Below are 26,706 nucleotides of genomic sequence, written 5' to 3'. Positions count from 1 at the left end.
TGTGCGCTCGCATCCCTATCCCGCCACGCTGCGCCGCAAGTGGTCAGCGGATCTGACCTCCGCGCAGCTGTACGCCCTGCTCAAACTGCGTGGCGAGGTCTTCGTGGTCGAGCAGTCCTGCCCCTACCCGGAGTTGGACGGCCGCGACCTCGACCCTGATACCAGGCACTTCTGGCTGGAGGCCGACGGCTCCCCCGAGCCGCAGGCCTACCTGCGGCTGCTGGAGGAGCCCGACGGCACGTTCCGGATCGGCCGGGTCTGCACGGCGCGGGTCGCCCGCGGTCGCGGCTACAGCCGGCGGCTGATGGAGGCCGCGCTGGTCGAGGTCGGCCGGCGGGTCTGCGTGCTGGACGCGCAGACCTACGTGGCCGACTTCTACGCCTCGTTCGGCTTCATGCCGGTGGGGGCCGAGTTCATCGAGGACGGGATACCGCACCTGCGGATGCGCCGGTCTCGCTGATCACCCGGACCGCCCGCTCGACGTCCGCCTCGGTCAGGTCGGCCCGCGCGGTCAGCCGCAGCCGGGAGATCTGGTCGGGCACCGACGGCGGCCGGAAGCAGCCGACCACGACCCCCTGCGCCCGGCACGCGTCGGCCCAGCCGAGCGCGGCCTCGGCCGAGGGGGCCTGGACCGAGACCACCGCCGCCGTCGGGTTGCTGACCCGGAAACCCTTGTCCCGCAGCCGGAACGCCAGGTCCTGGGCCACGTCGAGCGCGCGCGTGGCGCGGTCGGGCTCCTCGCGCACGACCTTCAGCGCGGCCAGCGCGGCCGCCACGCTGCCCGGCGCGAGCCCGGTGTCGAAGATGAACGGCCGCGCGGTGTCCACCAGGTGCTTGATCACCCGGCTCGGCCCGAGCACCGCGCCGCCCTGCGCGCCCAGCGACTTGGACAGCGTCACCGTCGTCACCACGTCCGGGGCCTTCGCCAGGCCCGCCGCGTGCACCGCGCCCCGGCCGCCCTCGCCGAGCACGCCCAGGCCGTGCGCGTCGTCCACGACCAGCGCCGAGCCGTGCTGCCGGCAGACCTCGGCCAGCTCGGCCAGCGGGGCCAGGTCGCCGTCCACCGAGAACACCGAGTCGGTGACCACCAGCGCCCGGCGCTTGCCCCGGGTGGACAGCGCGTGCGCGACCTGCGGCACGTCGCAGTGCCCGGCCACCACGACGTCCGCCTTCGACAGCCGGGTGCCGTCGATCAGCGACGCGTGGATGTGCTGGTCGGCCACGATCGCGGTGCCCGGCCCGGTCAGCGCGGTCAGCGCGCCCAGGTTGGCCAGGTAGCCGGAGGAGAACACCAGCGCGGACTGCGCGCCGCAGAAGTTCGCGAGCTCGTACTCCAGTTCGGTGTGCAGCTCGGTGGAGCCGGTGACCAGCCGGGACCCGGTCGAGCCCGCGCCCCAGCGCAGCGTGGCGGCCGCCGCGGCGCCCATCACCCGCTTGTCGCGGGCCAGTCCGAGGTAGTCGTTGGACGCCAGGTCCAGGTCGGTCGAGTCGGCCGGGCGGGGGCGCACCCGGCGGGCCAGGCCGGCTTTCGCGCGGGCCTGCGCGCGGGTGTCGATCCAGTCGAACACCGACTCCGGTCCGGTCGCCGCCTCTGTGCTCACGCTCACGCCGGCAGTGTCGCATCCGACGGCTAACGTCCCCGCGTGGACCTCTTCCAGCTCGGTTCCGAAGACCTGCGCTCGCTGCGCGCGAACGCGCCGGTGCACCGGGACGAGACCACCGGGTTGTGGCTGGTCAGCCGCTACGACGACGTGCGCGCGGTGCTCGCCGACCCACGGCGCTTCCACCCCGACAACGCGCTCACGGCGGTGACCGCGATCCCGCGCCCGGTGCTGCGCGTGCTGGCCCGCGCGGGCTTCTCGCTGCCGCCGACGCTGGCCAACAACGGCACCGACACCCACACCGACCTGCGCCGCCTGGTCGCCCGGTTCCTCACCCCGGCCCGGGTCGAGGCGATGCGGCCCCGGATCGCGGAGCTGGCGCGGGAACGACTCGCCCGGGTGGCGGGTCCGGTCGCCGACCTGCACCCGGCGCTGGCCCGCGACCTGCCCGCCATCGTGCTGATGGAGGTGATGGGCATCGAGCGGGTCGACATCCCGCTGCTCAAGGCGTGGAGCACGGCGTCGCTGGAGCTGTTCTGGGGCAACCCGGCGCTGGAGCGCCAGTACGAGCTCGCCGCGCCGACCGCCGAGTTCCACCGGTGGCTGACCAGCCGCCTCCGCGCGGCGCGCGGCGACGACGACCTGTTCGGCGCGCTGCGCGACGTGCCGGTCCGGGAGGCCGCCGGGCTCTGCTACTTCCTGCTCATCGCGGGCCAGGAGACGACCACCCAGCTGCTGTCCGCGGTGCTCGACGCCGTGCTGCGGCAAGGGGACCTGTGGTCACGGCTGGACGAGCCGGGGCTGGCCGGGCGGGTGGTGGAGGAGGTGCTGCGCCGCGACCCGCCGGTCACCACCTGGCGGCGGATCGCGGCCGAGCCGGTGACCATCGCGGGCGTGGCCGTCCCGGCGGGCGCGCACCTGCTGCTGATGCTCGCCGGCAGCGGGTCGGACCCGGCGGTGTTCGCCGAGCCGGAGCGGCTCTGCCCGGTCCGGCCGAACGCGCGCAAGCACCTGGCGTTCGGCTTCGGTCGGCACTTCTGCCTGGGCGCGGGCCTGGCCCGGCTGGAGGCGGAGGTGGTGCTGCGCGAGGCGTTCGCGCGGTTCCCGAACCTGCGCCTGGCCTCCGCGCAGCCCCCGCCGATGCTCGGGCTGCTCTCGTTCCGGGCGCCGCTGAGCGTCCTGGTCGACCCGGGCGAGCCGGCCGGGACGCCCGCGGTTCAGCTCGTGTAGCGGCGCACCGAGTCCGGGCGGATGACCAGGCGGACCCAGTCGCCGGCCAGGGCCTCGGCGAGCTCGCCGGCGCGAGCCGGGTCGTCGAGGTCCCAGTAGCGGGCGGCCAGGCGCGAGCACAGGTCGCGCGCGCCGTCGGGTTCGACGGTGGCGGGGCCGGCGACCGAGAGCCAGCGCTCGCGCTCGCCCACCGGGGCCGCCACGACGAGCGAGGCGCGCGGGTCGCGGTGCAGGCGGCGCACCTTGAGCGAGTCCGGGGCGGTGAACAGCTGGACCGCGCCCTCGTCGGTGGCCTCGAACCACACCGGCCGGGGCTGCGGCGGGACCGGCCCGGCGGCCACGGACAGGAAGCCGTGCAGGGGACGTGCCAGGAACTCCCGGTCCTCGGTGGTCAGCGAGTTCGTGTCGGTGCTCATCTCAACCCTTCGGTGTAGGACAGGAGTGGTCGCGGGGTCACGGGGCCAGGATCAGCTTGCCGGTCGTGGCGCGGGACTCCAGCGCCCGGTGGGCACCGGCGGCGTCGGCCGGCGGCAGCACGTCGCCGAGCACGGTCCGCAACGCCGCAGCAGTTCGAACGACCGCCGCGCGACCGACCCGCCGACCGACGAGAACGCCACGTCGACCTCGGCCCCCCGCTCGTGCCACCCGTCGACGGAGTAGTCGACGGTCTCGTGCGCGCCCAGCTCACGGGCCGGCGCCAGCTTCTCCGCGCCGCGCGCGGCGGCCACCACGACGGCTCCCGCCCGTGCCGCGACCTGCACGAGCAGGGTGCCGACCCGGCCTGCGGCGGCCTCCACCAGGACCGCTCGCCGGGGACGACCGCCGCCCGCCGGACCGCTTGGCGCGCCGTGGCGCCCTGGAGGACCAGCGCCAGCGCCTCGTGATCGCCCACGCCGTCGGGCACCTCGACCGGCTCCTTGAGCACGGCCAGTTCCGCGTACCCCTCGCCGGACGGCACGCCGACCACCCGCCGCCCGGCCGCGGTGGTGCCGACCACCTCGGAGCCGAGCCGCCCGTCGGGCGTGACCGCCGCCGGGTACCACGGGACCAGCGCCGCGCCGCGGCCCGAGCGGATCAGGGTCTCACCGTGGTTCACGCCGATCGAGGTGACCCGGACCGGTTCCTCGCCGGGCCCGGCGACCGGGTCGGGCACCTCCACCTCCCGCAACACCTCGGCCGGGCCGAACCCGGTGAACCGCACCGCGCGCATGGCGCCCCCTCGGAGACAACCGGACCGACGGTCCGGTTGACCTCGGCTACAATACGGACTGCCGGTCCGCTTTTGTCAAGGGGAGGTTCGGGTGGCCGAACGACCCGAACGACCCGAACGGGCCGACGCCGCGCGCAACCGCGCCGCGATCCTGGCCGCCGCCGCCCGGCTGATCGGCGAGCACGGGCTCGACGGCGTGAACATGGCGGAGGTCGCCGTCGCCGCTGGGGTCGGCAAGGGCACCCTGTTCCGCCGCTTCGGCGACCGGGAGGGCCTGATCCAGGCCGTCGTCGCGGAGGGCGCCCTGGCCTGGCGGGCCGAGGCCGAGATCCTCGTCACCGACGTCGACCGGCCGGCCGCCGAGAGGGTGATCACGTTCGTCGGCACCCTGTTCGACCACGTGCTGGCCTCGCTGCCGCTGATCCGGGCACTGGAGCGGGTGTCGGCCGGCAGCGAGTCCTGCGACGCCGACCTCGCCCTCACCCACCGCCGGTTGGCGGACCTGATCGCGCAGGTCAGACCCGACGCGGACGCCGACTACCTGGCGCACGCGCTGCTGGCGAACCTGCGCGGCGAGGTGGTCCACCACCTGGTCCGCCGACTGGGCCTGCCGGCCCGCCGGGTGCGGTCGGGTGTGATGGCGCTCGCCCGCGCGGTGCTCACCGGGGACTTGGAGCCGGTCGGCCGAGGTGCGACGATGCCGGGGCTGTAGGGGTACGCGAGGAAGCCGGTGCGAATCCGGCACGGTCCCGCCACTGTGACCGGGCACCAGGCCCGGGAGTCAGGAACTCGGGCCCCGATCTCACCGCACCGGACCCGGGCGTGGACACCCGAGGAAGGACACCGCCGCATGGGCGCGCGTTTCCCCTTTTCCGCCGTCGTCGGCCACGACGACCTCCGCACGGCGCTGTTGCTCAACGCCGTGCACCCCGGTATCGGCGGGGTGCTCGTCCGAGGCGAGAAGGGGACCGCGAAGTCGACCGTGGTCCGCGCCTTGGCCGCCCTGCTGCCCGCGCTGGAGGTGGTCGCGGGCTGCCGCTTCGGCTGCGACCCCGCCGTGGCCGCCGACTGCCCGGACGGCCCGCACGACGGCCCGGCCGAGCGCCGCACCGCGCGCCTGGTGGAACTCCCGGTCGGCGCGACCGAGGACCGGCTGATCGGGTCGCTGGACCTGGAGCGCGCGCTGACCGAGGGCGTGCGCGCCTACCAGCCGGGGCTGCTGGCCGCCGCCCACCGGGGCGTGCTCTACGTGGACGAGGTCAACCTGCTGCACGACCACCTGGTGGACCTGCTGCTGGACGCCGCCGCGATGGGCCGCGCGCACGTCGAGCGCGAAGGCGTGTCCGTCTCGCACGCCGCCTCGTTCCTCCTGGTGGGCACCATGAACCCGGAGGAGGGCGAGTTGCGGCCGCAGCTGCTGGACCGCTTCGGCCTCACCGTGGCCGTGCGGGCCTCCCGTGACGTGGGCACCCGCACCGAGGTCATCCGCCGCCGGCTGGCCTACGAGGCCGACCCGGAGGGCTTCGCGGACCGCTGGGCCGCCGAGGACGCCGCGCTGGCCGCCCGGATCGAGGACGCGCGCGGCCGGCTGGCCGCCGTCGTGCTGCCCGACGCCGAGGTGCGCCGGATCGCCGGCGTCTGCGCCGCGTTCGAGGTCGACGGGATGCGCGCGGACCTCGTGGTCGCCCGCACGGCCGTCGCGCACGCCGCGTGGCGCGGTGCGGACGAGGTCGCCGAGCAGGACGTGGAGGCCGCCGTCCGGCTGGCCCTGCCGCACCGCAAGCGCCGCGACCCCTTCGACGAGCCCGGTCTGGAGGAGCAGCAGCTCGACGACGCCATGCGGCAGGGTGCCGAGCACGCCGCCGACGACCCCGACAGCGACCCCGACAGCGGCCCGGACAGCGGCACCGACAGCGGCCCGGACGACGACCCGGACGGCCCCGACGACGGCGGCGGGCTGCCGCCGGACGCGTCGGAGTCCACTTCGGACACCTCGTCCCAGCAGCAGCCCGGTGGGTCGTCCGGCGAGCGCACGCACGCCCCCGCGCCGTCGTTCAAGGCCCGGCTGCTCCAGGTCCCCGGCGTCGGCGAGGGCGCGCCCGGCAAGCGCTCCCGGGCCCGCGCGCGGACCGGCCGGGTGGTCCGCGCGTCCACCGCGGACGGTTCGGGGCTGCACCTGGTGGGCACGCTCGGCGCGGCGGCCCCGTTCCAGGCCGCGCGCGGGCGCAGCGGCCCCGGTCTGGTGCTGCGCGGCACCGACCTGCGGCTGTCGGTCCGCGAGGGCAAGGAGAGCAACCTGGTCCTGTTCGTGGTCGACGCGTCCGGCTCGATGGCCGCGCGGCAGCGCATGTCGGCGGTCAGCGGCGCGGTCGTCTCGCTGCTGCGCGACGCCTACCAGCGGCGCGACAAGGTCGGCGTGATCACCTTCCGCGGCACCGGCGCGGAGACCGCCCTGCCGCCGACGAACTCCGTGGACGCGGCGGCCACCCGGCTGCGGCAGCTGCGCACCGGCGGGCGCACCCCGCTCGCCGACGGCCTGCTGCGCGCCCGTCGGGTGCTGGCCACCGAGCGGGTCCGCGACCCGCGCCGCCGCCCGCTGCTGGTGCTGCTCACCGACGGCCGCGCCACCGCCACCGGTTCCGGCGGCGACCCGATGCGCGACGCCCTGCGCGCGGCCGGCCTGCTGGCCGCCGACGAGGTCGCCGCGGTGGTCGTGGACTGCGAGTCCGGCCACGTCCGGCTCGGCCTCGCGGGCCGGGTCGCCGAAGCGCTGGACGCCGTGTGCCTGCGCCTGGAAGAACTGTCCGCCGACCAGGTCGCCGGCGTCGTGCGCGCCGCGCGGGCCGCCTAGGAGACCGCCGTGCCCCAAGGCCAGCCGTCCGTCGTCCCGGTCGACGGGCTCACCACCAGGCAGCGGCGCAACCGCCCGCTGACCATCCTGCACACCGGCGAGATGAAGGGGAAGTCGACCGCCGCGTTCGGGCTCGCGCTGCGCGGGTGGAACCAGGGCTGGTCGATCGGCGTCTTCCAGTTCGTGAAGTCGGCGAAGTGGAAGGTCGGCGAGGAGTCGGCGTTCCGCGCGCTGGGCCGGCTGCACGAGCAGACCGGTGAGGGCGGCCCCGTCGAGTGGCACAAGATGGGCGAGGGCTGGTCCTGGTCCCGCAAGGCGGGCACCGAGGAGGACCACGCCGCCGCGGCGCTGGAGGGCTGGCGCGAGATCGCCCGCCGGCTGGCCGCCGGGCAGCACGGCGTCTACGTGCTCGACGAGTTCACCTACCCGCTGCACTGGGGCTGGGTGGACGTGGACGAGGTGGTCACCGCCCTGCGCGAGCGGCCCGGCCACCAGCACGTCGTGATCACCGGCCGGTACGCGCCGCCGGCGCTGGTCGACGCCGCCGACCTCGTGGTGGAGATGACCAAGGTCAAGCACCCGATGGACGCGGGGCAGAAGGGCCAGAAGGGGATCGAGTGGTGAACCGCCTGGTGGTCGCCGCCCCCGCGTCGGGCAGCGGCAAGACCACCGTGGCCACCGGCCTGATGGCGGCGCTGCGCCGCACGGGCGACCGGGTGGCCCCCTTCAAGGTCGGACCGGACTACATCGACCCCGGCTACCACGGCCTGGCCACCGGCCGGCCGGGCCGCAACCTCGACCCGGTCATGGTCGGCGAGCACCGGGTCGCCTCGCTGTTCGCGCACGGCGCGCGCGGCTGCGACCTGGCCGTGGTCGAGGGCGTGATGGGCCTGTTCGACGGGCGGGTGGACACCGAGGGCATCGGCTCCACCGCGCACGTCGCCAAGCTGCTGTCCGCGCCGGTGCTGTTCGTGGTCGACGCGCGCGGCCAGAGCCGCAGCCTGGCCGCCCTGCTGCACGGGTTCCGCGGCTACGACCCGACCGTGCGGCTGGGCGGCGTGGTCCTCAACCAGGTCGGCTCCGCGCGGCACGAGCACGTGCTGCGCGGCGCGTGCGCCGAGGTCGGGCTGGAGGTGCTGGGCGTGCTGCCGCGCGACGAGAAGTTCCGGCTGCCGTCCCGGCACCTGGGCCTGGTCACCGCCGCCGAGCACGGGCAGCCCGCGCTGGACGCCGTGGACGCGATCGCCGCCGCCGTCGCCGAGCACGTCGACCTGGCGGCGGTGCGCCGGCTGGCCGCGCAGGTGCCCGCGCGGGCCTTGCCCACCTGGGACCCGGCCGCCGAGGTCGACCCGGTGCCGGGCGCGCCGGTCGTCGCGGTCGCCGGCGGCGCGGCGTTCACCTTCGGCTACGCCGAGCACACCGAGCTGCTGCGCGCGGCCGGCGCGGACGTCGTCGTGCTCGACCCGTTGCGGGACCGGGACCTCCCGGACGGCACGGCCGGCCTCGTGCTGCCCGGCGGGTTCCCCGAGCAGCACGCCGCCGAGCTGTCCGCCAACGACGGGCTGCGCGCCGCCGTCGCCGCGTTCGCGCGCTCCGGCGGACCGGTGCACGCCGAGTGCGGCGGCCTGCTCTACCTGGCGCGCGAGCTCGACGGCGTGCCGATGTGCGGGGTGGTCGACGCGGTCGGCTCGATGACGCCCCGGCTCACCCTGGGCTACCGCGACGCCGTCGCGCCGGTCGACTCGGTGCTGGCCTCGGCCGGTACCCGGATCACCGGGCACGAGTTCCACCGGACGACCCTCAGCGTGTCCTCCGGCACGTCGGGGGGAGCCCGGCCGGCCTGGCAGTGGCGCGGCCACGACCAGCGGCCGGTGGCCGAGGGGTTCGTGCTCGACGGCGTGCACGCCTCGTACCTGCACACGCACCCGGCGTCCGCGCCGGAGGCGGTGGCCCGCTTCGTACGGGCCTGCGCGACCGAGTCCGTGCGGTACGAGGCCACTCGATAGTGGTTCGCGCCGGCGCGGTACGGTCCTTGCCCACCAAGCCGAACACGTCGTGGGGAGCAGTTGTGATGACTGGTCGGGTCTCCTTCGTGGGCGCCGGTCCCGGTGCCGCCGATCTCATCACCGTCCGCGGCGCGAAGCGGATGGCCGAGGCCGACGTGGTGGTGTGGTCGCCCGCCGTCGTCGAAGCCGAGTGCGTGCGCGAGCACGCCCGCCCGGACGCGGAACTCGTGGACTTCTCCCGGGTGTCCGAGTCCGAGGTGGTGGACCTGTACCGGCGCGCGTCGGCGAGCAAGCTCGACGTCGTGCGGCTGCACGCGGGCGACCCGTCGCTGTGGGGCGGCCTGCGCGAGCAGTACGAGACGTGCCAGAAGCTCGGGCTGGCCGTCGACGTCGTGCCCGGCGTGTCGGCGGTGTCCGCCGTGGGCGCGTCCGTCGGGCGCGAACTGACCACTTCGGACGTCGCGCAGTCGGTGGTGCTGACCGGGCCCGAGGGCGCGGAGCACGTGGCCGAGTTCGCCGCGCACGGCACCACGATGGCGATCAGCGCGTCCGGCGCGCGGACCGGCCGGATCGTGGAGCAGCTGCGCGCGGGCGGCTACTCCGACGACACGCCGGTCGTGGTGGCGTACAAGGTTTCCCTGCCCGACGAGACGGTCGCGCAGACCACGCTGGGCGAGCTGGAGGCGTGCGTCAAGGAGCACAAGCTCTACCGCACCACGCTGTTCCTGGTCGGCGAGGTGCTCAAGCCCGCCCCGGCCCGGCGCGCGGTGGCCGGTGACGAGCCGGTGCGCCGGACCCGGTCGAAGTGGTCGATGCGCGCGTCCCGCGACTCCGCCTCGGTCGCCGCGTGGTCCGCGGTGCACGACTGGCAGGAGACCGCGCGGGCCCGCCGGTCCGCCCCCGCCAAGCCGAAGCCGGGCACCGACGACCCGGTGCTGGAACTGGTGACCGCGCCCGCCGAGGACCCCGCGCCCGGCCAGGTCGACCCCACGCCGGCCGAACTCGGGTCGACGGGGGTCGGGTCGGCGGATGCCGGCGCGGCGGCCTCGGGCGTCGGGCCGTCGGCTGCCGGGTCGTCCGGTGCTGGAACCCCGGCTGCTGGAACCCCGGCTGCTGGAACCTCGGGTGCCGGAGCCTCGGCGGCCGGGTCCGTGGGTGCCGGGTCGGTGGTGGCGGCGGTCGAGCCGCCCAAGCCGAAGCCGACCGTCGCGGCGGCGGCCAAGCGCAAGCCGACCACGGTCCAGGCCAGCACCACACCGCGCAAGCCGGCCGCGTCGCGGGCCAAGAAGCCCAAGCGCGCCAACTGACGTGGACGTCGTCGCGCTGCACGGGTTCCTCGCCGACGCCGGTCGGACGTGGGACTCGGTGACCGTGGTGGACGTCGAGGCGCAGGGCCTGCGCCACGCGCTCAACGTGTGCCGCGCGCGGCCCGCCGTCGCGCTGTCCGGCGCGGACCCGGCGGAGCTGGCCCGGGGCCTGTCCGGCTGGCGGCGCACGCTCACCGTGGCCGACGCGTCCGGACTGTCCGTGGTGGACCCGGCGGACGCCGTCGTGCGGCGCTGGGTCGAGCCGGGTTTCGCGCTCTGCGCGGCGGACGCCGGGTGGACGCCCTCGCCCGGCGGCTGGGCGCTGCCGGACGACGATTTCGCCCACCGCGACGGCATGGTGGCCACCGCCGAGGTGCGCGCGCTCGCCCCTTTCGGCTCGCGCCCCGCCCCGGCACGCTGGTGTGGGACGTCGGCGCGGGCCCCGGCGCGATCGGCGTCGAGTGCGCCCGGCTGGGCGCGGCGGTCGTCGCCGTGGAGCAGGACCCGGTGCAGTGCGTGCGGATCATCGCCAACGCCTCCGCGCACGGCGTGGACGTGCGGGTGGTGGAGTCGCCGCTGGCCGAGGCCGCCGACCTGCCCCGCCCGGACGCGGTGTTCGTCGGCGGCGGCGGGCCGGACGTGGTGCGCCAGTGCGCCCGGGTCGGCGCGCGACGGGTCGTGGTGGCCACCGCCGACCTGGAACTGGTGGTGCCCGCGCGGGACGCGCTCGTCGAGGCCGGGTACGAGGTCTCGGGCAGCCAGCTCTCGGCGGCCCGGCTGATCGGCGGCACCCTGCTCGCGGTGAACCCGGTGACGGTGTTGTGGGGCACCAGGAAGTCGTGACGCACCACCGCACGTGGATCGGGGCGCGGGTGTGCGGGGGAGAGGTCTTGGCTGCCGGTCGGGCGTGGGAAGCTTCGCGGGAGCGTGGAGCGGTCGTGATGTGGAGGACGTGGGCGTGATCGGGTTGTTCGCCGCCGGCGAGCGCGGGCGGCGGGCGGCCGTCGAGCTGGCGGGATTCCTCGGGCCGGACGCGGTGGTGCCGGACGGGCCGATCGGCCCGGCGCTGCGCCGGTTGTGGCCGAGGCTGGGCTCGGCGGTGTTCTTCCTCGGCACGGACGCCACCGTGCGGCTGGTCGCGCCGCTGCTGCGCGACGAGCGCTCCGACCCCGGCGTGGTGTGCGTCGACGGCGGGTTCGCGGTGGCGCTGCTGGGCGGCGTGGACGCGCTGGCCGGGCGGATCGGCGAGCTGCTGGACAGCGCCCCGGTGGTCACCTCCGCGTCGGTGACCTCGCCGCTGGACGAGCTGGTCGAGCTGCTCGACGTGGTGGTGGACGGCGACCTGTCGGCGTTCGGCGGGGCCCTGCGCGACGGCGACTCCGTGCTGCTGCGCAACCCGCTGGGCTTCCCGCTGCCCGCCCTGCCGGACAACGTGCAGGTGGACGACGTGTCGGGGCACCCGGAGTGGACCGTCCTGCTGGACGACCGGATCCCGTCCGGGCCGCAGCCGGAACGTCAGCTGCGGCTGGTGCCGCGCACGCTGGTGATCGGCGTCGGGTCGGGCACCGGCGTGTCCTCGGCGGCCGTGTCGGAGGCGTTGGCGGAGCTGGAGGTGCGCGGGCTGGACCTGCGCGCGGTGCGCGCGTTCGCCACGCTGGACCGCAAGACCGCCGAGCAGGGCATCGCCGACGCCCTGGAGGACTGGGGATTCTGGCACGACTCGACCACCGCGCCGCTGCTGGCGTACTCGGGCGAAGAGCTCGCGGTGATCCCGGTGCCGAACCCGGCGGAGCTGGCGATCGGCATCCCGAGCGTGGCCGAGGCGGCGGCGCTGCGCGGCGCGATGGAGCTCTCCGGCGGCGGCCGGGTGGAGATCGCGGTGGAGAAGGTCAAGGGCGCGGCGGTGACCGTGGCGGCGGCCCGGGTGCTGCCGCGCGGCCGGCTCGCGCTGATCGGCCTCGGGCCGGGCGGCGCGGACGAGCGCACGCCGCGCGCCGAGGCCGAGCTGCGGCGGGCGTCGGTCGTGGTGGGCACCGACGAGTGCGTGGCCCAGGTCCGGCACCTGCTGCGACCCGGGACCCGGGTGGCGGCCGACGGGGCGGTCGGGCTGGCCGAGGCCGGCGCGGCGGTCGCGTTCGTCGGCCGCGCCGGCGGTCCGGTGCTGGAGGGTCCGGTGCGGGCCGAGGTCGTCCGGGTCGGCGGCGTCACCTCCTGACCCCCGGCCGTCGACGCCGGGCCGTCGACACCGGGCCGCGCCGACCGCGCCGACCGACCGCGCCGACCGACCGCGCCGACCGACCGCGCCGACCGACCGCGCCGTGCCGGGTGCCGCGTCGGGGCGTGTGACAACGATTCGCCGTGGGGTGGCCACATCGTTGCGTGTAGGCGTGTTTTGGGTGCGAGGAACGCCGCGCGTCAACTGTGAAGCCGGGATTGGCGCTTGTCGGGCATGCGGTTTTGGTCCTAGCTGGGGAGACGCCGCCTGCCGTCAACCTGTCCGGAAGGATCGAGCGCACCCATGGCGAAAACCCTGCATCGCCTGATCACCGCTCTGGCCGCCGCCGTCGCCGCGGTCGGCCTGCTCACCGTCGTGCCGGCGAGTGCCGACGTGTCGCCCTACATCGTCGGCGGGACCCGCGCGACCATCAGCCAGTACCCGTGGACCGTCTACCTGGCCACGTCCAGCGGCGGCCAGTTCTGCGGCGGCACCCTGGTGAAGGGCAACAAGGTCGTCACCGCCGCGCACTGCACCAGCGGTCGCTCCGCCGCGAGCACCCGCGTGGTGTGGGGCCGTGAGGACAAGCAGAGCACCGCGGGCATCGTCGCCTCGGTGACGAAGATCTGGATCCACCCGAGCTACCGCAGCGCCACGTCCGGCTACGACGTGTCGGTGCTCACGCTCGACCGCAACATCACGTCGGCCTACCTGCCGCTGGCTGGCCCGTCCGACACCGCGCTGTACGCCGCGGGCACCAGCACCACGATCCTGGGCTGGGGCACCACGTCGTCCGGCGGCTCGGCGTCGCGCTACCTGCTCAAGGCGTCCGTCCCGGTCGTCTCGGACACCAGCTGCAAGCAGTCCTACCCGCAGTACAACGCCTCCGCGATGGTGTGCGCCGGCTACCCGCAGGGCGGCACCGACACCTGCCAGGGCGACTCCGGCGGCCCGATCGTGGCCGGCGGCAAGCTGATCGGCGCGACCTCCTGGGGTCGTGGCTGCGCGTCGGCGGGCTACCCCGGCGTGTACGCCCGGATCGCCACGTACAACTCCGTGCTCACCCAGCAGATCGACTCCTAAACCCGACGCCGTGCCCACGTTCGGGTGGTTCTCCGGCGTGGGCACGGCACCCCGGTTGGATGTTGATCATGCGATCCGTCGTCCTGTTGCTGTTCCTGCTCGCCCTGCACGCCTTCCCCATCACCGCCTCGGCCGCCCGGCCCACCGCGTCGACCCCCGGTCCGGTGACCGAGCCGCCGGTCACGTCGGCTCCGCAGAGCCTGCTGCGCGACTGCGCGGCGGAGGTGCACGACCGCACGGGCAGCGGCCGGTGCCACGGGACGGGCACCTTCCGGGTCATCGTGGCCTGCGAGGACGGCCGGTTCGCGCGCAGCCCGTGGACCACCATCGACCAGCGCCAGGGCACCACCGACGCGACCTGCGACTCGCGCGCGGTGGGCGCGGAGATCGAGGAGTTGCGGGCGGACGGCACGATCGTCGGGGCGTAGCGTCGCACGGCATGGACGACTACCTCCCGCTGCCCGAGGACTGGGACCGCGCGCTCGCCGTGGTGGCCCACCCGGACGACCTCGAGTACGGCGCTGCCGGCGCGATCGCCCGGTGGACCGACCAGGGCCGGTCCGTGGCCTACCTGCTGGTGACCAAGGGCGAGGCCGGGATCGACGGCCTGCCGCCGGAACAGGCGGCCCCGCTGCGGGTCCGCGAGCAGATCGCCTCGGCCGCCGTCGTCGGCGTGACCGACGTGCGGTTCCTGGACCACCAGGACGGGGTGCTGGAGTACGGCCTGCCGCTGCGCCGCGACATCGCCGTGGCCATCCGCCGGTACCGGCCGGACCTGGTGATCACCGGCAACCACCACCCGACCTTCGCCGGCGGGTCGCTCAACATGGCCGACCACCGGGTGGTCGGCCAGGCCGTGCTCGACGCGGTGCGCGACGCCGGGAACCGGTGGGTGTTCCCCGACCCGGACCTGGAGCCGTGGAACGGGGTCCGGCGGGTGGCCATCGCGTCCTCGCCGCACGCCGGGCACGCCGTCGACCTCACCGGCACGTTCGAGCGGGGCGTCGAGTCGCTGCGCGCGCACGCCGCCTACCTGGCGGGTCTGGGCGGCGGCGACGTGGCGGACCCGGACGTGTTCCTGCGCGGGATGGCCGAGGCCGCCGCCCAGCGGTTCGGCGGTCGGCTCGCGGTGCCCTTCGAACTGGTGGTGATGTGAAGCACCCCGGTTGGACACCGCATGTCTGATGTGGATGCTTCTACCCATGCACGGTGAACAGCACTACCTTGTGGGCCTCGACCTGGCCGGCCGGAAGGTCGTCGTGGTGGGCGGCGGGACCGTCGCCCAGCGCCGGCTGCCGCGCCTGGTGGCGGCGGGTGCGCTGGTCGAGGTCGTCTCGCCCGAGGTCACGCCCGCGGTCCAGGGCATCGTGGAGGCCGGCGGCGCGGTGTGGCACGAGCGCCGCTACGCCCCCGGCGACCTCGACGGCGCCTGGTACGTGCTGGCCTGCACGTCCGACCCCGAGGTGAACGCCCGGATCACCGCCGACGCGACCGACCTGCGGGTGTTCTGCGTGCGCGCGGACGTGGCGGTGAAGGGCACCGCGGTGACCCCGGCCGTGGGCGGCCACGACGGGCTGCTGCTGGGCGTGCTCGCGGGCGGGCAGCACCGGCGTTCGGCGGCGGTGCGCGACGGGCTGCTGGCGGCGTTGCGCGACGGGTCGCTGAGCGACCAGCACGACCAGCCGGCCGGGGTGGCGCTGGTCGGCGGCGGCCCCGGCGACCCGGACCTGATCACCGTGCGCGGCCGGCGGCTGCTGGCCCGCGCGGACGTCGTGGTGGCCGACCGGCTGGCCCCGATGGAGCTGCTGGACGAGCTGCCGCCGCACGTCGAGGTGGTGGACGCGGCCAAGATCCCGTACGGGCGGGCCGCCACCCAGGACTTCATCAACACCACGCTGGTCGACAACGCCAAGGCCGGCAAGTTCGTGGTGCGGCTCAAGGGCGGCGACCCGTACGTGTTCGGCCGCGGCTTCGAGGAGCTGATCGCGTGCGCCGAGGCGGGCGTGCCGGTCACCGTGGTGCCCGGCGTGACCAGCGCGTTCGGCGTGCCCGCGCTGGCCGACGTGCCGGTGACGCACCGGGGCGTGGCGCACGAGGTGGTCGTGGTGTCCGGGCACGTGGCCCCGGACGACGAGCGCTCGCTGGTGGACTGGGACGCGCTGGCCCGCCTGCGCGGCACGGTGGTGATCCTGATGGGTGTCGAGCGGGCGGGCGCGTTCGCGGCGGCGCTGCGGGCCGGTCGGCCCGGTGCCACGCCGGTCTCGGTGATCCAGGAGGGCAGCACCCGCGCGCAACGCGTCGTCCAGTCCACTTTGGACTCGTTGGGGCACGACGTGGTGGAGCGCGGGATCCGCCCCCCGGCGATCATCGTGGTCGGACCGGTAGCCGGACTGGCGCGGGAGTTGCCTTTTCGAGCGTGACGGTCCACGCGACACCGGCGGCGACGAGGGCGACCAGCCCGGCGAACAGCACGAGGGTGAGGGTGCTCGGGTGGACCAGCGGCTCGCCGCGCATGGCCTGCCAGGTCAGCAGCGCGAACGTCCCGGTGTAGCCGGCGGCGGCCACGCCGACCAGGCGCACGCGGGCCCGTTCGCTCAGCGCCAGGGCGGTGACGGCGAACGCGACCAGGATCATCACCTGCAGGCCGTGCATCCCGAAGAAGTGTGGGATGCGCAGGTCCCCGCCCGTGGTGCTCCACGCGGTCACCGGCATGTGCTCGCCACCGTCCGGCGCGCCCACGGTGTTCCCGCCGCGCAGCACGATCTCGTGGCCGGTGGCGTCGGTGGTGGTGGCGCGCTTGCCCTGGCCGGCCATCAGGTAGCCCGAGGCCATGCCGAGCACCGCCAGGTACAGGCCGGTGCGCACGCCCCAGGTCGTCTGCCGGTCGCGCAGCTTCTGGAACGACAGCACGACCGCCAGCGCCACGTTCGCCAGGAACATCACCGGGATCGTGTACTTGAACATGTTCTGGGTCAGCACGTTCCAGAAGTCCTGGCTCGTGTTGTAGTGGCTGAACGTGCCGCGCGCGGCCTGCACCACGATCATGCCGACGTCGGCGAACATGATGGCCGCGATGGTCGTGCCGAGGCCGGACGTCCAGCGCTTCCCCTTGTGCGCCAAGGACAGCATCCAGGACAGGGTGGCCGAGTAGAGGGTCAGCGAGAGGGCGAACTTCAGCGGCTTGAGCCACACCGGAGAGCCCTGGAGCACCCGACCGTCGAACAGCAGTCCGCCGAGGGCGACCAGGGTCAGCGCGGCCATCACCCGGGCGAGCCAGAGCGTGGGCCGGTGCCAGGTCTTCGTCATGCGGTAGAGCGTGCGCGTTTCCGGCAGGTGTCTCACTGGTGTGCACCGGCCGGTCGGTGGTGGGGTGTGCCCCCACGGCGGGAGGAGGGACAGCCCGGTGGCGGTGCGGATCAGGTTGACCGGCGCGGGACCGGCCGGTGCGGGGTTGGCGAAGGTCCGGTTCGCCTACTCGCCGGTGTTCGAGACGGTGATGGCGGTGGACGGGCTGCGCGTGCCCGGCGCGCACGCCGTGCACCTGCCGTGGGTGGCGTGGGCGCGTGAGCGGTTGGCGGCGATCGACGACCTGCCGGTGTTGCTGGACCTGATGGCGGGTCCGGTGAAGCCGGCGGCGCTGATGCCCGTGCCCGACGTCCGGATGCCCGATTTGGAGGCCGAGCTGGTCGGCCTGCCGGCGCGGGTGGCGGACGTCGTGCGGTCCTGCCACGAGGTGCTGGTGGCTCCGCACTGGCGGCGGATCGTGGCGGTGCTGGAAGCGGACGTGCACGCGCGCGCCGCGGTGCTCGCCGACCGCGGGATCGGGGCGGTGTTCGCCGACCTGCACCCCGGGGTGGCGTGGGCCGACGGTGAGCTGGTGCTGTACGGGGATTCGCGTCCGGACCGGCCGCACCGGGTGGACCTGGCGCGGGACGGCCTGGTGCTCTCGCCCAGCGTGTTCTGCTGGCCCCGCGCGTGGACGGCGGCGGACCCGGTCGGGCCCGGGGTGGTGCGGTACCCGGCGCGGGGGATCGCGACCTTGTGGGAGTCGGAACCGGCCGCGCCGGACGAGCTGGCGGCGTTGATCGGGAAGACACGGGCGGCGCTGCTGGTGCTGCTGGCCGCGCCGATGTCGACCACCGAGCTGGCCACCCGGTTGGGCGTCACGGCGGGGGCGGTGTCGCAGCACATCGGGGTGTTGCGCGGGGCGCGGTTGGTGAGCACTCGGCGGGACGGGCGGGCGGTCCTGCACATGCGCACGGCACGGGCTGACGCGCTGCTGGCGTAACGGCTCGGGTCGTGGTCGGTGGCGGGCGTGGCGGGTGGTTCGCGGCGCGGGCTTCAGGTGCGGCGCAGGCCGAGTTCGTGGGCGGGGTCGACGGGGTGGCCGTGTTCGCAGACCGGTGTCAGGTGGACTTTGCCGCCGCAGCCGAGGTGCTCGTGCTCGACGGGTGGGCGGCCGTCGTTGAGGTGCCGGTCGCCCCACGCCATCAGCGACATCAGGACCGGCCACAGCTCGCGCCCGGCCGGGGTCAGCCGGTACTCGTAGCGGGCGCGGCTGCCGAACTCCTGGTACGGCTCCCTGGTCAGCAGGCCGGCGTCGACCAGGTGCTGGAGGCGGGTGGTGAGCACGTTGCGGGCCACGCCGAGGTGGTCCCGGAGCGCGTCGAACCGCCGGACCCCGTTGAACACGTCCCGGACGATCTGGAGCGACCACCGCTCGCCCAGCACGCCCAGCGCTCGCGAGATCGAGCACACGTCGTTGTCCACCACCACGCCGTCCACGTTCCCCATCCTACCCACTGGGTTGCCAAACAAAACCCAGCCTGGCTAGGTTGCTCTCTGAAACTCAGGGCGTGAAGGGGGAGAGGGCATGCGACTCGACGACCATTCGACGGTCCGCGAGGTCCGGGGCAACCCGGTGCGGCCGCCGGAGCCCGTGGTGGCGGCGGAGCGGTTGCGGGAACTGGCGTTCCGGGCCGGCGCGGACGACGTCGGCTTCGTGCCGGTCGACACGCCGGGGCTGGAGGTGGACGTCGAGCACGCCCGCACAGCGCTGCCGGGAGCGCGGACCTACGTGGCGTTCTGCGTGCGGATGAACCGCGACAACGTGCGCAGCCCGCTGCGCAGCATCGCGAACACCGAGTTCCACCAGGCGTTGGGCGACGCCGACGAGGTGGGCCACCGGCTGGCGCGGCTGCTCCAGGACGAGGGGCACCGGGTCGTGCACCCGGCGTCGGCGTTCCCGCAGGAGATGGACGACTTCCCGGGCCGCGGGTGGGTGATCTCGCACAAGCTGGTCGCGCAGGCGGCCGGGCTGGGCCGGATCGGCATCCACCGCAACGTGATCCACCCCAGGTTCGGCAACTTCATCCTGCTCGGGACGGTGGTGGTCGACTTCGCCGTGGACGAGCCGTCCGGCCCGGTGGACTTCAACCCGTGCCTGGAGTGCAAGCTGTGCGTCGCGGCGTGCCCGGTCGGGGCGATCGGCAAGGAGGGGTCGTTCGACTTCGCGGCCTGCTACACGCACAACTACCGGGAGTTCATGAGCGGGTTCACCGACTGGGTGGAGACCGTCGCGGACAGCGCGGACCGCGCGGACTACCGGAGCCGGGTGTCGCCGGCCGAGACCGCGTCGATGTGGCAGAGCCTGGCGTTCAAGCCCAACTACAAGGCGGCGTACTGCGTGGCCGCCTGCCCGGCCGGCTCCGACGTCATCGGCCCGTTCCTGGCCGACCGCAAGGGGTTCGTGGCCGAGGTGGTGAAACCGTTGCAGGACAAGGAGGAGCCGGTGTACGTGGTGCCGGGCTCACCCGCCGAGGAGCACGTGCGCAAGCGCTTCCCGCACAAGCGCGTCCGCCGCGTGTCCAACGGCCTGTAGATCGCGTGACCTCACCCACCCAGTTGCCGGCGGACGCGTTCGGCGTCGGTGTGCCGACCCTGCACCCGGTACAGCTCCAGCGCCTCCCGCCACACCGCGCGGGCCCGTTCGTGGTCGCCGAGGGCGGCGTAGGGGTGGCCGGCGCTGTCCAAGGTGTTGGCGACCTCGTAGCTGTCGCCGAGCGTCCGCCGCAGGGTCACCGCCTGCTCGTAGTGCCGGACGGCCTCCCGGTGGTCGCCGGCCTGGTGGGCGAGGTAGCCCAGGCTGTCCAGGGTGTGCGCCTCGCCGAGGTGGTCCTGGTGCCGCCGGTGCAGGGCCAGGGCCGCCTGGCAGTGGTCGCGGGCGGTGTCGTGGTCGCCCAGCCTGGCCGCGTACCAGCCGACCGAGTTCAACGCGTTCGCCACCTGCACCGGCTCGTCGAGGGCGCGGAACAGGTCCAGGCCGCGCCCGGCGTGCTCCAGGGCCTGGCGGGCGTCGCCCAGCCGGTCCCAGACACCGGCCAGCGCCAGGTGGCCGCCCGCCTGCTGGTCGGTGTCGTGGTGCCGCCCCGCCAGGGCCAGCGCCCGGTGCAGGTGGTCGACGGCCTCCTCCGGCCGGCCCAACCGGGTCAGGGCGACGCCCGTGCGGCGGTGGGCGCGGATCTGCTTGGCGGGATCGGCGAGGTGCGCGGCGGCGTCCAGCGCGGCCTGCCACACGGCGAGGTCGTCGTGGACGTGCCCCCGCCGCATGTGCAGGGCGGACAGGGTCTGCGCGATGTGCCACACGGTGTCGTGGCGGTGGTGGGCGGCGGCGGTCTGCTGGGCGGCGAGCAGGTGCGGGTGCTCGGTGTTCAGCCAGGCCATCGCGGAGACCTGGTCCGGCAACGGGTGCGGGCGCACGTCCGGTGCGGGCGGCGCGGGCCGGATCGACGCGGTGTGCGGGGCCGTCAGGTGGCCCGCCGCGTCGGCGGTGTGCAGGTAGAAGTCGACCACCCGGCGCAGCGCCGCGAGCCGCACGTCCTCGGGCAACGTGTGGGCGTGGGCGGTGGCGTAGGCGCGGACCAGGTTGTGCATCGCGTACCGGCCGTCCGGCCCGAGGTCGATCAGGGACGCGTCGACCAGGGCCCGCAGGGCGGCGCGGGTCTCGCGCTCGGGCAGGCCGGCGAGGTTCGCGGCGGCGGGCAGGCCGATGTCCGGGCCGGGCGCGACGCCCAGCAGGGCGAACACGGTCCGCTGGTCGGGCGTCAGACCGCGCAGCGACCAGGACAGCACGGCGGGCAGGCTGGTGGTCGGGTCGGCGTCGTCCAGCGCGTCGATGCCGTGGTCGCGCAGTTCGGCGGCCAGGTTCGCCAGCGGCAGGTCGGGGTCGGTGTGGGCGCGGGCGGTGAGGATGCCCAGCGCGAGCGGGAAACCCTGGCAGAACGCGAGCAGGTCGGACGCGGCGGCCGGTTCGTCGGTCAGCCGGCGGGGCCCCAGGCGGTGCGCCAGCAGGGCGTGCGCCTCGGTGTCGGTGAGCACGTCGAGGCCGAGGCCGTGCGCGCCGTGCCGGGTGACCAGGCGGTGCAGGGTGCGCCGGCTGGTGATCAGCACGGTGCTGGCCTGCCCGCCGGGCAGCAGGGGCTCGACCTGGTCGGAGGTGGCCGCGTTGTCCAGCACGATCAGCATCCGCCGGTCGGCGACCAGGCTGCGGTAGAGCGCGGCCCGGGTGTCCAGCTCGACCGGGATGCGCTCGGGGGAGGTGCCCAGGGCGGTGAGGAACCCGTACAGCGCGGCGTCGGGGGTGAGGGGCTGCTCGGTGGGGCTGAACCCGTGCAGGTCCACGAACAGCTGCCCACCCGGGAACCGCTCGGCCCACTGGTTGGCCCAGGTCAGGGCCAGCCAGGTCTTGCCGACACCACCCGTGCCGGCGATCGCGGAGATCACCACGGTGCGACCGCCGCTCGTGCCGTCCACCAGGGAGGTGATCGTGGCCAGCTCGGGGTTGCGGCCGGTGAAGTGCGGCGGCGCGGCGGGTAGCTGCCGGGGCACCGCCACCACCGCGGTCACGCCGTCGATCGGTGTGGTCGATGTGGACTGGGTGGTCGGGGTGGTTGGGGTGGTTGGGGTGGTCACGGTCAACGTCGAGTCGGCGTCCAGGATGCGCTGGTGCAGCTGCTGGAGCCGGCCGCCGGGGTCGGTGCCCAGCTCCTCGACCAGCCGGGCGCGGAAGAGCCGGTAGTGGCCCAGCGCGTCGGCCGACCGGCCGGCGCGGTGCAGCGCCAGCAGGTACTGCGCCGCGACCCGCTCGTCCAGCGGGTGCTCGACGACCCGGGCGGCCAGCAGCGGCACCAGGCCGTCGTCCCGGCCGGTGCGCTGCCGGGCGTCGACCAGGTCGTGCTCGGCGGCCGGCCGTTCCCGGCGCAGCCGCTCGCGCTCGTCCTCGGCCCACTGCCCGGCCACGCCGGTCAACGGCTCACCGCGCCACAGCTCCAGCGCCTCGCTCAGCAGCGCGACGGCACCGGCGTCCTCGGCGGCGCGGGCGTGCGCCCACAGCTCCCGGAACCGGCACAGGTCGACCGCCGACTGGTCCACGGCGAGCAGGTAGCCGCCCGACCGGCGCACCAGCGCCACGCCGTCCGCGTCCGCCAGCGCCTGCCGCAGCCTCGACACGTAGCTGAGCAGCGTCGCCCGCACCCGGTCCGGCGCGTCCTCGCCCCAGACCCGTTCGACCAGGCGGCGCACCGGCACCACGTGGTTGACGTCCACGGCCAGCGCAGCCCACACGCACCGTTGCCTGGCCGGCCCCAGATCCACCAGACGCCCGGCCACGACCACGGCGACCTCGCCCAGCAGTCGAATCTCCACCATGTCACTCCCGGACCTGAATAGCCGGTTCGCCCCTCGGACGCGGCCACAACACCGCCGGTTCACACGATGAGACGCCGATCCGGAACGCCACACGTCCGGAAACCGGGCCGACAACCGGGCCGACGCCCCCGCCGGCGGCGACTCTGGAGTGGACTGACCTCCGCCGGGTGGCTTCGGGCGCGTTCAGGCAGGCACAGACACGTTGTGGCGCAAGGAGTCGACAGCGCATGGGTGCCCGTGCTCGCCGTTCTGCCGAGCGTCGTGACCGCCGCCGCGACCCTGCCGGCGACGTGGTGCGGTGGTCGGCGGCCGGCCGACGCCAGACCCGCGACCGTGCCGAAGCCCGAACGTCGAACCGCCCGCCCCCGAAGTGCGGGGGCGGGCGGTTCGACGTTCGGCGATCTGTCGTGTGGTGCGCTCAGTGCTGCGCCACGCGGCGCGGCCGGCCGCCTCGTTCGCGGTCACGGCCGTTGTCGGAGCGGTCCGAGCGGTCGGAACGACCGCCGCGGAACTGGCCGCCGCCGGCGCGGCGCGGGGCACCGCCACCACGACGGGCAGCGCGCACCGGGATCTCGGGCTCGGCCACCGGGATGCCGCTGGGCGTGCGGGCACCGGTGATCCGGATCAGGTCCTCGTCGCCCGGACGGACCTTCGTGGACTCCGGGCGGATGCCCGCCCGTGCCGTCAGGCCCTGCACGGCGCGCCGCTGGTCGTGGGTGACCAGGGTGACCACCGTGCCGGACTGCCCGGCCCGCGCGGTGCGCCCGGCCCGGTGCAGGTAGTCCTTCGGGTCGGCCGGCGGGTCGACGTGCACGACCAGGCTGACGTCGTCCACGTGGATGCCGCGCGCGGCGACGTCCGTGGCGATCAGCACGGGCATGGTGCCCTCGCGGAACTGCCCGAGCACGCGGGTGCGGGCGCTCTGCGCCTTGCCGCCGTGCAGGGCTCCCGCGTGGACGCCCATCGACCGCAGCTTCTTGGTCAACCGGTCGACGTGGTGCTTGGTGCGCACGAACATGATCGTGCGGCCCTCGCGCGCGGCGACCTCGGTCACCACCGACTGCTTGTCCTCGGCGGACACGAACAGCAGGTGGTGCTCCATCGTGGTGACGCTGCCCGTGGGCGGCGCGACCGAGTGGACCACCGGGTCGTGCAGGTACTGCCGGACCAGCTTGTCGACGTCGCCGTCGAGCGTGGCCGAGAACAGCAGCCGCTGACCGTCCTGCGGGGTCAGGTCGAGGATGGCGCGGACCTGGGGCATGAAGCCCATGTCGGCCATCTGGTCGGCCTCGTCCAGCGCGCTGAACATGACCTCGGACAGGTCGGCCGTGCCCTGCCGCACGTGGTCGGAGAGCCGACCGGGCGTGGCGATGAGCAGGTCGACACCGCGCCGGAGCGCGTCGATCTGGCGCGGGAACGACGTGCCGCCGACGACCGTGCGGCACCACAGGCCGAGCGAGCGGGCGAACGGCGAGAGCGCCTCTTCGACCTGCATGGCCAGTTCGCGCGTGGGCACGAGCACCAGCGCGCGCGGCTTCAACGGCTTGGCCCGGCCGCCCGCGAGGCGGGACAGCAGCGCCAGCCCGAACGCGAGCGTCTTGCCGGAGCCGGTCTGGCCGCGGCCGAGCACGTCCCGGCCCGCGAGCGCGTCGGGCAGCGTCGCGGCCTGGATCGGGAACGGGTCGTTGATACCCGCCTGGGTGAGCGCCCGCAGGAGCTCATCGGCCAGGCCGAGCTCGGCGAACGAGGGCAGCGGGCCCTCGGGCAGCGTGCTCTCGACGTGGTCCGGAACGGTCGTCTCCAGCTCCTGCTGGGGACGACGGCTGCCCTGGCCGGCGGGGCGCCTGCCACGCGTCTTGCGGAACTGCGGGCGCTCGGAACGGCTTTGGGACGTGGGGGGCAAAGAAACCTCCGGGACAAGGCACGTCTCGGGGATCGCTTCTGCCTTTGGCGCAGGCGCTAATCGCAAGGACGGGCCCGGCGCTGCTTGCGCCGATAGTGGTTGGGAGCACCGCCGCCCTGCCGGGTCTGGGGCCGCGAACGGTTGTTGCGCCTCCGGGCGATGCACCACTCAGTCTAGCCGATCAACGGGCCGGCTCACGCACCCTGGAGGTGTAATCGCGCACACGGGTGGTGAGGTGGGCGATGCCGTGCGCTGCTCCGATCGTGATCGGGAACCAGATAAGCGCACGTGGGGAGGGGTCCAGGCGGATTCCTCCGCGGCGCAGCCGGTGGGCTGCCCAGAGTGAAAAAGGGGCGACGACGGTCGGCGCGGTGATCAGGCCGGGGGTGTACCCGCGGAAAACGGCACTCGCCAGCACGTGGGTGATCGAGTGCACCCCGAACCCGGTCAGCACGGCCTGGAAGAACGGCGAACGGCCGTCGGTGCGGGCTCCCGCGGCGGAAGCGGCGGCGATCACCGCGCCGACGACGCCGATCGCGATCGTGGCTTCGGCGGGGGAAGTGGTGGGCACCACCCGATTCCTGCGGGTCCAGCCCGGCATGGTGACCAGTTCCTCGATGTCGTGCACGACCCACGCGGCGAGCAGTCCCCAGGTGACCTTCTTGCTGACCATGGCACTTACGTTACATCATGTAACGCATGTCTGGACGTCCTCGGAGCACCGAGATCGACCGCGCGCTCGCCGCGGCCACCGTCACCCTGCTGGAGGAGGTCGGCTTCGACGCGCTGACGCTCGACGCGGTCGCCTCGCGGGCGGGGGTGAGCAGGCCCACCCTGTACCGGCGGTGGCCGACCAAGCTGCACCTGGTCGCGCACGTCGTCGCCAACCGCGTCCCGCTGGCGGACCCGGACACCGGCAGCACCCGCGAAGACCTGCTGGTACTCGCGAACGCGCTGGTCAGTGGCTTGTCGTGGGTGGTGCTGGCGGTGCACGCCGAGGCCCGGCGGGTCCCCGGCCTGCTCGACGGCTTCCTCGCCGGGCGGCACGCGCTGGTCGACGGCGTGGTGCGGCGCGGGATCGCACGCGGAGAACTGCGGCCCGACACCGACCCGGAACTGGTCCGCGACCTGCTGTTCGGGCCGCTGGTCTACCACTGGCTGGCGACCGACCGGCCCCGGTCGGCGGAGACCGTGTTCGACGCGGTGTGGCCGTTGTTCAGCCAGAACTGAAACCGCCGCGCGTCGAGGATCGACGCGCGGCGGCGGTGTGGCGTGTGCTCGGTCCTGCGTTCGCGTAGTGCGTTCGTGGTGCGGTGGTGCGGTGGTGCGGTGGTGCGGTGGTGCGGTGGTGCGGTGGTGCGGTGGTGCGGTGGTGCGGTGGTGCGGTGGTGCGGTGGTGCGGTGGTGCGGTGGTGGGTGGTGCGGTGTGGTGTGGTGTGTGGTGGTTCAGCGGGTCATGCCGGCTGTGTCGAGCAGCATCTCGACGAGGTCGAGCGGTTCGGCGATCTCCGGCGCGAGGCCGCGCGAGGTGAACCAGCCCGCGACGTTGCGGACGTCCCGTTCGAGGAACTCCGCGCCGCGCGGGTTGGCCACCAGGTCCACCACCTGCGGCAGGTCGATCACGACCAGCCGCCCGTCGTGCACCATCAGGTTGAACGCCGACAGGTCGCCGTGCGCCAGGCCCGCCGAGGCGAGCAGGTTCACCGCGTCGACCAGCTGCCGCCACAGGTCCAGCAGCTCGTCCGGCTCCGGCCGCAGCTGCGCCAGCCGGGGTGCGGCCGCGCCGTCCGTGCCGACGAACTCCAGCAGCAGTTCGGTGCCGGCCCGCGACACCGGGTAGGGCACGGGCGCGCCCAGCTGCCACAGGGTGGACAGCGCGGCGAACTCCGCGACCGCCCACTGCTCGGCGATCAGGTTGCGCCCGAACGACGTCCGGTTCTCGACGGCCCGCTGCTCGCGGGAGCGCCGCATCCGGCGGCCTTCGAGGTACCCGGCGTCGCGGTGGAACATCCGGTGGTCGTTGCTGCGGTACCGCTTGGCCGCGAGCAGGCAGGCCCGGTCGCTGCCGGGCAGCGACCGCTCCAGCAGGAAGACGTCGGCTTCCTTGCCGGTCTTCACGATGCCGAGCTCGCGGTCCACCGCGGACAGGTCGGGGATCAGCCACTCGGGCCACGGCTTGGGGCCGTGGTCGGCGGCGTCCCAGGTCGACCACCGGTCGGCCCCGTCGGGCACGTCGGCGATCTCCGCGTCCTCGCGCAACTGGGCGAGCTGGTCGCGGGCGTCCTCGGTGAGCCGGCCGCGCCGGGTGGGCGCGGGCTCGTCGTCGTCGCGGTTGCCGCGGCGCTTGGCGCGCCAGTTCAGGTCGTTGGCGTGCTCGAAAGAAGAGTCGAATTCGTCGTCACGGTCGGAAAGACGCTCGTGCTTGCGCACTGGGTGGGCTCCAGGAGAAGAGAAGGAGGATCCGCCCCACCGGCGCGTGTGGTCGGCGCGCTAGGCAGTCGGGGCGGGAGGACGGGTCGGTGCCACGTCCCGGACAGCTGTAGCCATCGGGGCACCTCCTCTGTCTCCGCCGCTCTGAGCCGGCGCTGCAACGC

At 74.7% G+C, this 26,706-nt stretch carries 25 protein-coding genes and 1 riboswitch; of the genes, 16 read left to right on the top strand and 9 right to left on the bottom strand.

Features of this window, described 5'->3' with window-relative positions; all coding sequences use genetic code 11:
* The first annotated feature begins 1 nt into the window (after position 1).
* Positions 2-460, top strand: a complete 459-nt coding sequence (locus BN6_RS33900) for a GNAT family N-acetyltransferase (protein ID WP_015104374.1) — start codon at positions 2-4, stop codon at positions 458-460.
* Here BN6_RS33900 and BN6_RS33895 read toward each other — a convergent pair.
* A complete protein-coding gene (locus BN6_RS33895) occupies positions 414-1,601 on the bottom strand; it encodes an 8-amino-7-oxononanoate synthase (protein WP_041319008.1) in 1,188 nt (395 codons plus the stop codon). The two genes, BN6_RS33900 and BN6_RS33895, sit on opposite strands and share 47 nt — an antisense overlap.
* 42 nt (positions 1,602-1,643) lie before the next feature.
* On the opposite strand from BN6_RS33895, the gene BN6_RS33890 reads away from it, so the two are divergent.
* On the top strand, positions 1,644-2,831 hold the full coding sequence (locus BN6_RS33890; RefSeq protein WP_015104372.1) for a cytochrome P450: 1,188 nt from the start codon (positions 1,644-1,646) through the stop codon (positions 2,829-2,831).
* Here BN6_RS33890 and BN6_RS33885 read toward each other — a convergent pair.
* Positions 2,819-3,247 carry a pyridoxamine 5'-phosphate oxidase family protein gene (locus BN6_RS33885; protein WP_015104371.1) on the bottom strand — a complete coding sequence of 143 codons (429 nt, stop codon included), beginning with the start codon at positions 3,245-3,247 and terminating at the stop codon, positions 2,819-2,821. The genes BN6_RS33890 and BN6_RS33885 overlap by 13 nt on opposite strands.
* A gap of 51 nt (positions 3,248-3,298) precedes the next feature.
* Positions 3,299-3,628, bottom strand: a complete 330-nt coding sequence (locus tag BN6_RS47120; RefSeq protein WP_051075839.1) for a zinc-binding dehydrogenase — start codon at positions 3,626-3,628, stop codon at positions 3,299-3,301.
* Between the two features lie 504 nt (positions 3,629-4,132).
* Between BN6_RS47120 and BN6_RS49860 the strand changes: the two genes are divergently transcribed.
* From BN6_RS49860 to cobA, 11 genes are all read left to right on the top strand, one after another.
* Positions 4,133-4,753 carry a TetR/AcrR family transcriptional regulator gene (locus tag BN6_RS49860; RefSeq protein WP_015104369.1) on the top strand — a complete coding sequence of 207 codons (621 nt, stop codon included), beginning with the start codon at positions 4,133-4,135 and terminating at the stop codon, positions 4,751-4,753.
* An 8-nt stretch (positions 4,754-4,761) separates the two neighbouring features.
* Positions 4,762-4,832, top strand: a riboswitch (cobalamin riboswitch).
* Between the two features lie 59 nt (positions 4,833-4,891).
* A complete protein-coding gene (locus tag BN6_RS33870; RefSeq protein ID WP_015104368.1) occupies positions 4,892-6,892 on the top strand; it encodes a putative cobaltochelatase in 2,001 nt (666 codons plus the stop codon).
* A gap of 9 nt (positions 6,893-6,901) precedes the next feature.
* On the top strand, positions 6,902-7,516 hold the full coding sequence (cobO, locus tag BN6_RS33865) for a cob(I)yrinic acid a,c-diamide adenosyltransferase (protein WP_015104367.1): 615 nt from the start codon (positions 6,902-6,904) through the stop codon (positions 7,514-7,516).
* Positions 7,513-8,898 carry a cobyrinate a,c-diamide synthase gene (locus BN6_RS33860; protein WP_015104366.1) on the top strand — a complete coding sequence of 462 codons (1,386 nt, stop codon included), beginning with the start codon at positions 7,513-7,515 and terminating at the stop codon, positions 8,896-8,898. Before cobO ends, BN6_RS33860 begins: the two co-directional genes overlap by 4 nt.
* A gap of 65 nt (positions 8,899-8,963) precedes the next feature.
* Positions 8,964-10,205: a cobalt-precorrin-4/precorrin-4 C(11)-methyltransferase gene (locus BN6_RS33855; RefSeq protein WP_015104365.1), complete on the top strand. Its 1,242-nt coding sequence runs from the start codon at positions 8,964-8,966 to the stop codon at positions 10,203-10,205.
* A gap of 420 nt (positions 10,206-10,625) precedes the next feature.
* Positions 10,626-11,048, top strand: a complete 423-nt coding sequence (locus BN6_RS42685; protein WP_051075837.1) for a hypothetical protein — start codon at positions 10,626-10,628, stop codon at positions 11,046-11,048.
* A gap of 115 nt (positions 11,049-11,163) precedes the next feature.
* Positions 11,164-12,420 (top strand): cobalamin biosynthesis protein, encoded by a 1,257-nt coding sequence (locus tag BN6_RS33845; RefSeq protein ID WP_041319002.1) that lies wholly within the window; start codon positions 11,164-11,166, stop codon positions 12,418-12,420.
* A gap of 303 nt (positions 12,421-12,723) precedes the next feature.
* Positions 12,724-13,503 (top strand): S1 family peptidase, encoded by a 780-nt coding sequence (locus BN6_RS33840; RefSeq protein WP_015104362.1) that lies wholly within the window; start codon positions 12,724-12,726, stop codon positions 13,501-13,503.
* A gap of 68 nt (positions 13,504-13,571) precedes the next feature.
* Entirely contained in the window at positions 13,572-13,931 is a 360-nt protein-coding gene (locus tag BN6_RS33835; protein ID WP_148303129.1) for a hypothetical protein, read from the top strand.
* Positions 13,932-13,942: 11 nt separating this feature from the next.
* Positions 13,943-14,659: a PIG-L deacetylase family protein gene (locus BN6_RS33830; RefSeq protein WP_015104360.1), complete on the top strand. Its 717-nt coding sequence runs from the start codon at positions 13,943-13,945 to the stop codon at positions 14,657-14,659.
* Between the two features lie 46 nt (positions 14,660-14,705).
* Positions 14,706-15,923 (top strand): uroporphyrinogen-III C-methyltransferase, encoded by a 1,218-nt coding sequence (gene cobA, locus BN6_RS33825; protein ID WP_041315048.1) that lies wholly within the window; start codon positions 14,706-14,708, stop codon positions 15,921-15,923.
* Here the strand turns inward: cobA and BN6_RS33820 are convergent.
* A complete protein-coding gene (locus BN6_RS33820; protein ID WP_051075836.1) occupies positions 15,868-16,809 on the bottom strand; it encodes a hypothetical protein in 942 nt (313 codons plus the stop codon). The genes cobA and BN6_RS33820 overlap by 56 nt on opposite strands.
* A 97-nt stretch (positions 16,810-16,906) precedes the next feature.
* Here BN6_RS33820 and BN6_RS49855 point away from each other — a divergent pair, with 97 nt between their 5' ends.
* Positions 16,907-17,791, top strand: coding sequence for an ArsR/SmtB family transcription factor (locus BN6_RS49855; protein ID WP_269454297.1), 885 nt, complete (start codon positions 16,907-16,909; stop codon positions 17,789-17,791).
* Between the two features lie 53 nt (positions 17,792-17,844).
* On the opposite strand, the gene BN6_RS33810 is transcribed toward BN6_RS49855, so the two are convergent.
* Entirely contained in the window at positions 17,845-18,297 is a 453-nt protein-coding gene (locus BN6_RS33810) for a winged helix-turn-helix transcriptional regulator (protein WP_041315045.1), read from the bottom strand.
* 79 nt (positions 18,298-18,376) lie between these two features.
* On the opposite strand from BN6_RS33810, the gene BN6_RS33805 reads away from it, so the two are divergent.
* Complete coding sequence (locus BN6_RS33805; RefSeq protein ID WP_015104355.1) at positions 18,377-19,384, top strand: epoxyqueuosine reductase; 1,008 nt, start codon at positions 18,377-18,379, stop codon at positions 19,382-19,384.
* 11 nt (positions 19,385-19,395) lie between these two features.
* Here BN6_RS33805 and BN6_RS33800 read toward each other — a convergent pair whose 3' ends face one another.
* From BN6_RS33800 to BN6_RS33790, 3 genes are all read right to left on the bottom strand, one after another.
* Positions 19,396-22,209 carry an AfsR/SARP family transcriptional regulator gene (locus tag BN6_RS33800; RefSeq protein ID WP_015104354.1) on the bottom strand — a complete coding sequence of 938 codons (2,814 nt, stop codon included), beginning with the start codon at positions 22,207-22,209 and terminating at the stop codon, positions 19,396-19,398.
* A 418-nt stretch (positions 22,210-22,627) separates the two neighbouring features.
* Positions 22,628-24,112 (bottom strand): DEAD/DEAH box helicase, encoded by a 1,485-nt coding sequence (locus BN6_RS33795; protein ID WP_015104353.1) that lies wholly within the window; start codon positions 24,110-24,112, stop codon positions 22,628-22,630.
* A 181-nt stretch (positions 24,113-24,293) separates the two neighbouring features.
* Positions 24,294-24,785 carry an HXXEE domain-containing protein gene (locus BN6_RS33790; protein WP_015104352.1) on the bottom strand — a complete coding sequence of 164 codons (492 nt, stop codon included), beginning with the start codon at positions 24,783-24,785 and terminating at the stop codon, positions 24,294-24,296.
* Between the two features lie 26 nt (positions 24,786-24,811).
* On the opposite strand from BN6_RS33790, the gene BN6_RS33785 reads away from it, so the two are divergent.
* The gene (locus tag BN6_RS33785; RefSeq protein WP_015104351.1) at positions 24,812-25,342 is read left to right on the top strand and encodes a TetR/AcrR family transcriptional regulator; all 531 of its coding nucleotides are present in this window, start codon (positions 24,812-24,814) and stop codon (positions 25,340-25,342) included.
* A 216-nt stretch (positions 25,343-25,558) separates the two neighbouring features.
* Here the strand turns inward: BN6_RS33785 and BN6_RS33780 are convergent, their stop codons facing one another.
* The gene (locus BN6_RS33780) at positions 25,559-26,542 is read right to left on the bottom strand and encodes a serine protein kinase RIO (RefSeq protein ID WP_015104350.1); all 984 of its coding nucleotides are present in this window, start codon (positions 26,540-26,542) and stop codon (positions 25,559-25,561) included.
* Between the last annotated feature and the right edge of the window lie 164 nt (positions 26,543-26,706).

Origin of the sequence: Saccharothrix espanaensis DSM 44229 (assembly GCF_000328705.1) — a bacterium.
Classification (GTDB): Bacteria; Actinomycetota; Actinomycetes; order Mycobacteriales; family Pseudonocardiaceae; genus Actinosynnema; species Actinosynnema espanaense.
Note: the sequence above shows the minus strand (reverse complement) of the source record. Positions and strands in the feature narration are given on the sequence as shown.